Raw genomic sequence first — 6,361 nt, 5'->3', positions numbered from 1 at the left:
GTCGTCACTCTCGTCTGGGGAATATCTCCCCGGCAGCCTTCAAGGAAAATATCATCAGATGGCTGCTTAAAAAAAGAACAAATGGTAGTGTCCGCTATTGCCAGTACACCTCAAAAGTTGCCATGATTTACATTGAACAGCTTGAATTAATCCATAAAAGTGGTGATGTGTTGTATCCAGTAAAAATAACCAGAAAATCATCAGGAAAAACTGCCTTCCACCTTGTTCCATTCGGCTTAAATAAGACTCACGACCTTCTAGAGGTGGAAGATGCTTCAGAAGCAATTCGGCTGGTGATTGATGAACGTCATTCCATTCGCTGCAGTACACTTACAGCAACTATTACGAATAAAAAGGGCAAGCGAATTAAGCGGACAGGTATATACAGTATCAAGGGTGTTAACATAAAAGAATACAACGTCAGGTAATGGCACAGAGCGGTCCGTCAGTTCAGGTTTGGCTCTGTGCCAAAGATGGGTCAGGTCACACCTGATCTAATAAATTTAAGCCATTAAATCAGCCTTAACCTTCACCACCACCTTTTTAATCTCACCCGGCTCGCCAACAACGCATCCCGGCTTATGCGGCTCTCCTGGCATAAACACGGCGAACATTCCCGGTTTCAGGATGATGGTTTGCTCGTTTTCAATGGCGCTACAAAGCTGGTAATCATCTTCATGGTGGAACTCTTCACATTGGCGCGCAGTGCCTGCCATGCCAAACAGAATCCGTTCCTCACCGTTTAATAACAGCTGGATATCAATGTATTGCTCGTGCAATTCCGCTTTTTTCTCGACGGGCGATTGAGTGTTAAACGTCATGACATTCATAAAAATATTGTCGCCCTGTAATTCGTAACGACCCGGCGCTTTTTCTTGCGGTCTGGCAGCTAAGGCCAGCGTTAACGCGTCCTGTAACGCAGGATGTAACCCAGCAGACGGTAATGACTGTACTTCACCCATCATCATAATTTTTCTCCCTGGGCCAACAGCGCAGCCCCAAGTAAACCTGCATCATGGCGGTAATGCGCCGCCAGTAAATCAACATGAAATGCCGCTGGCTCCTGCGCCAGATACATTTCCACCAACGCCAGATACCCTTCTGCCAGACCAACGCTGCCACCAACCACCACGCACTGGCAATCAGTTGTGGCTTTAATATCAGCGATCAGCCTTGCAAGCGTACGTGCGGAGCGATGAATCAGTTGCTGCGCCTGCTCATCGCCCTGCCCGGCGCGTGTGAAAATAGTTCTCGCATCCGCGCCAGCCAGCTCGCCCTGCGCTGCCGCCGCAATGCCGCGACCAGAAGCAATTGCTTCCACGCAACCTGTGCGTCCACAGCCGCAGACTGGGCCGTGTGGATCGGCAAGCGTATGCCCGATGTGCCCCGCCAGACCGCCAGGGCCGGTAAGCAGTTTGCCGCCGCTCACTACACCGCCGCCGACGCCAGTGGAAACGGTGATAAAGACCATATCGGTTATATCGCCTTCCAGCGCCTGATACTCTGCCCATGCTGCGGCCTGCGCGTCGTTAATGGCAATGGTCGGCAAATTGGTAAGTTGTTCCAGCGTTTTGACTAACGGAAAGTGTAGCAATCCACCGAGATTATGCGGATTCAGCGCCAGCAAACTGCCGTCGCGAATAATTCCGGTTGAAGCGATGGCAACCCGCTGCGCATGAGCTTGCAACGGAGAGACTAATGCGGATAAGGCATCACGCAAGGCTTCTGGTGTCTGGCTGGCTGGCGTAGGAAGTTCACGACGATCGCGGATCTGCCCGTCAGCGCCAATCAGCGCGGCGGCAAGTTTAGTACCGCCGATATCAATCGCCAGTATGGTCATAGCACCGCCTTTTTCATCGCTGTGTTGTACCACTGACAAATGTGTTCAAGACGCGTAATGGCAGAACCGACCGTCACCGCCCACGCGCCGTGGCGCATCGCATCTGCCGCCTGAGCAGGCGTGTTGTAACGCCCTTCGGCAATCACCCGACATCCGGCTTCGCTCAACGTTTTCACCAGCGCCAGATCCGGCTCTTCTGGCGTTTCAGGCGTGGTATAGCCAGAAAGCGTAGTGCCAATAATTTCGGCTCCCAGCTTTTGGCATGCCAGGCCGTCTTCCGGCGTTGAGCAGTCGGTCATCGCCAGTAAACCGTGATGATGGATACGTGCCAGCAGCGTTTCAACAGGCACCGGACGCGGGCGGTCGGTGCCGTCAATGGCGATAATGTCCGCGCCCGCCTGCGCCAGCGCATCGACATCTTCAATATAGGCCGTGATGCGTACCGGAGAATCCTCCAGATCGCGTTTCACAATTCCAATAATCGGCACGCTCACCACCGCACGCGTGGCTTGCAGATTTGCCACACCTTCGATGCGAATGGCAACCGCGCCCGCCTGCTCTGCCGCTAATGCCATGGCTGCGACGATTTCGGGTTTATCGAGCGGGCTGTCAGGAACCGGCTGGCAGGAGACAATCAGGCCACCGTTAGCAGCGATTTTTTGATCCAGTTGTGCAAGTAACGACATACATCTTCCCTTAGCGAAAGGCCCGGTACATAGACCGGGCAACAGGATTAACTTTTGGTTTTGACTAAATCGTTTTTGGCGCTGCCAAATGGCACGGCACCGCTAAATGGTTTGCCGTCGATAGCGTCATGAGTACGCAATGCTTCCGGGCGCAGCCAACGCTGAACGCGGGAAGGCATATCCAGACCAATCAGCAGGATCACCACAAATGTCAGGCTGAACGAGAGCGATGCCAGCGCAGTACCCAGATCCAGACGTTGAGCGATCAACGCGCCGATGATTGGGGCCAGTGCGCCACCCAATGCGCCAACGTTGTAGGTAAAGCCCAGGCCCGCTGCACGCTGGTCGGTATCGAAATAACCGCCAATCAGTTTCGGTAAGATCCCGGCGATCCCTTGTCCAAGCATTTGCTGGAAGAACAGTAACAGACCGAGCACCCAGACGTTTGCGCCGCCAATCGCAAATACCGGAATAATCAGCAGCTGCGAGGCCAGCAGGCTACAAACGTACGCTTTGTGGGTTCCCAGCCAGTCACCGAGGAAGCCACCTACGCAGCATCCCACGGCCGCGCCAAAGCCACTAAAGAACAGCACATTGGCGACAGTATGCGGGTTATAAGCCAGATCGGTTTTCAGATACGTTGGCAGCAGCGCCTGAATCGGCCATGAGTAGAGGAAAGCAAACAACACGACCACCATCAGCATTACGCCCGTTGGCCAGCGTTTACCCGTACTTTGCACCATAAAGCTGATAAAGATTGCGGCGCATAACAGCCCGAGAACAGCGACGATTGCAGCATTTTGCAGGTTACCGGCGAAGCAGAACCACAGCGCAGTAGCCGCCGCCAGTGTCATTACGATATTGGCAATGCGATGTTCACCACGGTAGAGAATATCCACCATTGTGCGTACTGGTGCTTTACCTGCGTGTTTCTCTTTCCAGTCTTCCGCTTCCGGGATGTTTTTACGCAGCCAGAGAGCAAAGATGATTGGCAAAATGCCGATAAAGAACAGCGCACGCCAACCCCAGACCGGAACCACCAGGCTATAGACCTGAGCGGCAACGACGGCCCCCACAGAGAAGCCTGAAATCAAAAAACCACTGGCTTTGTTACGCAGATGTTTTGGCCAGCTTTCAATGACATAGGTGGCGCTGGAACCGTATTCACCCGCCATCCCCATGCCGATGACCAGACGAGCGATAAACATGGTGATGTAGCCTGGCGCAAAGCCGCAGGCCAGCGTCCCGGCCGAGAAGAGAACGATGCTGGTGACCATTGCCAGACGACGCCCGTAGCGGTCACCCATAGCGCCGAGCATCAGGCCGCCGAACCAGCGAGAGATAAAGGCTGCGGAGATCAGACTTGCCGCCTGCACCGTCGTCAGCCCGAATTCACCCTGTACTTCGGTGAGTACCAGGGCGATTAAAACGAAATCAAAACCGTCAAGCAGATATCCCAACCAGGCAGCGGAAAATGCGCGCCATTGTGCACGGTTGAGATGGCGATACCACGGGATATTCTGGGTTGTAGTACTCATTGTGAGTCTCCCGCGGTGGGCGATGCCCACACGCTTTGGTATGAAAATTGTAGGGTACAGATGCGTTTATTTCCCCTCACCCGGTAGGGGCGAGCGAGGGGAAAACAACTCACCCGCGCTCTTGCATCAACTGCTGGGCCAGCGCCTTCAGTTCTGGCAGATATTTTTCATCTACCGGTCCAAACGGTTTGCGGCACAGCGGCACAGAAACGACATCCATATAATGCAGGACAGTTTTCAGGCCGCGGAATACGCCCGTTTTGATCAGTAAATCAATGACTTTGTTGCACTCAGTTTGCAGTTTCTGCGCGGTCTGGATATCGCCTTCTTTCAGCGCCTTCACGATCCCCTGATATCGCCAGCCCATGATGTTGTAAGTACTGCCGATACCACCATCAGCGCCTGCCAGCAAGCCGGAAGCGAAGATTTCGTCGTAACCGTTATAGAGCACCAGATCAGGATGTTCACGACGGATCTGTTCCATCTGATAGAGATCGCCAGAAGTCTGTTTCAGCGCACCGACGCCAGGCAACGTAACCAGGGTGTTGATCTGATCCAGGGTCAGTTTTACCCCACTCAGGGCTGGAATGTTGTACACCACCATCGGCAAACCATCCGCTGAATCAATAATTGCCCGATAGTGATCGCAGTGTTCTTCAAAGCTGAAAGGATAGTAGAACGGCGTGACGGCGGAGACGGCATCGAAGCCATAACGTTTAGCCGATGCCGCAAGTTGTTGGCTTTCAGCGGTGCTGACGCAACCGACGTGGGCGATGAGTTTAATCTTACCTTTCGCCTCTTCGGCGACGATTTCCAGTACCTGTTCACGCTCGGAAAGGCTTTGTACAAAGGCTTCGCCGGTCGAACCACCCACGTATAAACCGTCGATGCCCTGCTGAATATTGAACTGAACCAGGCGGCGCAGACTCGCTTTATCCAGTGCTTGTTGTTGATCAAAAGGAGTCAGGAGTGCAGCCATTACGCCACGTAAATTCGTTGCCATAAATACCTCTGAAGTGATGCTTGTCTGATAAACGATATACCTTTATACCTGTTATACCAGATCAATTAAGCAACACCCCATACAGAAAGCTTATAATGCGATCTGCTTCACTAAAGTGGCATTATTTCTTTTTGTTGGTGGTCTGACCGAAAGCGTGCCAGGTAGCAGAGACGCTGTTGAGATGCGATTGCAACGCACGATCGGCTTCGTCAGGATCATGACGGCGGATCGCATCAACGATCGCAATATGCTGTTGATAACTAACGTTGTTATGTTCGTGCAGTGCCTGATCGGTAACCGTTGGGCGTGCGGCAATAAGCCAGTCGAGCAGGGCAACGTGGATCGCCATGAAGATTGGGTTACCGGGGATCTCCGCCAGCACGCGGTGGAAATCAACGTCTGAACGAATGAATGCCGCGTTGTTATCCAGCGACTGACTGTTGATTTCCAGTGCTTTTGCCAGCAAATCGATTTGCTCATCGGTGGCGTGTTCAGCCGCATAGCGCACCAGGCTGGATTCAAAGAACAGACGTAATTGTTCGAAATGGGCAATCCCACCAGGATGAGAAAGGAAATCTTTCGCCATGCCGGAAAGCTCGCCGATGATGGTGTCCGCAGAAGGTCGAGAGACACGAGCGCGTTCGCCGTTGTTTATTTGCACCAGACCTTTGCGTTTTAACGCTGCCAGCGCTTCACGCACAGAAGGACGCCCGACGTTAAAGAACGCCATCAGTTCGCGTTCAGACGGTAATTGTTCACCTTCGCCAAATTCACGACGGCGGATCATCTGTTCCAGCTCTTCTTCCACCATTTCGGAGAGTTTTTTACGCGCCAGCGGGCGGCTACGCAAGTTGCGACCAATTGCAGGTGAAGAATCTTCGGTTTGCGAATCAAATGCGTTCATAAGGCCCATTCTGTAAGGTCAGTGTGATTAACATCATCAGTGACATCCTATCACAGGATTGAAAGTAGGGGAAAATGGCAGGTTTTTCTCTTTGTACCTCATCATTACCATAATTAACGGAATAATTAACTATTGCGAAAAATTAATGTAACGCAGATAAACACATCCCGATTGAATTATTCATAAGACTATTCACAAGCATTATGAATATTATGAATGTGTTCTTACAAAATAATCATAATCGCATATTTTTTAATGAAAAATCACCTCACCTACAATTAAAAACACGACATCCGCACCATAAATAGACTTGCAAAAAATATAACATCATTGTTTTCAATCTGCCATTTATGGGATTGACCGTTTTCTTTTGACACGGAGTTCAACAAT

7 protein-coding genes are annotated in these 6,361 nt (G+C 51.8%); 1 reads left to right on the top strand and 6 read right to left on the bottom strand.

Features of this window, described 5'->3' with window-relative positions; genetic code table 11:
- A partial coding sequence (locus ACUU1I_RS18900) for a hypothetical protein (RefSeq protein ID WP_449144879.1) occupies nt 1-428 on the top strand: 428 nt, incomplete at its 5' end.
- A 75-nt stretch (nt 429-503) separates the two neighbouring features.
- On the opposite strand, the gene nanQ is transcribed toward ACUU1I_RS18900, so the two are convergent.
- The 6 genes from nanQ to nanR all read right to left on the bottom strand — a co-directional run bounded on the left by nanQ (nt 504) and on the right by nanR (nt 5,980).
- On the bottom strand, nt 504-968 hold the full coding sequence (gene nanQ / locus ACUU1I_RS18895) for an N-acetylneuraminate anomerase (protein ID WP_000979880.1): 465 nt from the start codon (nt 966-968) through the stop codon (nt 504-506).
- Complete coding sequence (gene nanK / locus ACUU1I_RS18890) at nt 965-1,840, bottom strand: N-acetylmannosamine kinase (protein ID WP_000153624.1); 876 nt, start codon at nt 1,838-1,840, stop codon at nt 965-967. The genes nanQ and nanK overlap by 4 nt, the downstream gene beginning before the upstream one ends.
- Nucleotides 1,837-2,526: an N-acetylmannosamine-6-phosphate 2-epimerase gene (locus ACUU1I_RS18885; protein ID WP_001300570.1), complete on the bottom strand. Its 690-nt coding sequence runs from the start codon at nt 2,524-2,526 to the stop codon at nt 1,837-1,839. Before ACUU1I_RS18885 ends, nanK begins: the two co-directional genes overlap by 4 nt.
- A gap of 47 nt (nt 2,527-2,573) precedes the next feature.
- A complete protein-coding gene (gene nanT, locus ACUU1I_RS18880) occupies nt 2,574-4,064 on the bottom strand; it encodes a sialic acid transporter NanT (protein WP_000108456.1) in 1,491 nt (496 codons plus the stop codon).
- A 109-nt stretch (nt 4,065-4,173) separates the two neighbouring features.
- The gene (gene nanA / locus ACUU1I_RS18875) at nt 4,174-5,067 is read right to left on the bottom strand and encodes an N-acetylneuraminate lyase (protein WP_000224714.1); all 894 of its coding nucleotides are present in this window, start codon (nt 5,065-5,067) and stop codon (nt 4,174-4,176) included.
- Nucleotides 5,068-5,188: 121 nt separating this feature from the next.
- Entirely contained in the window at nt 5,189-5,980 is a 792-nt protein-coding gene (gene nanR, locus ACUU1I_RS18870) for a transcriptional regulator NanR (RefSeq protein ID WP_000523845.1), read from the bottom strand.
- Nucleotides 5,981-6,361: the final 381 nt, after the last annotated feature.

The sequence above is a fragment of the Shigella sp. SIG3 genome (assembly GCF_053555855.1).
This window is presented reverse-complemented; position numbering and strand designations above follow the sequence as displayed.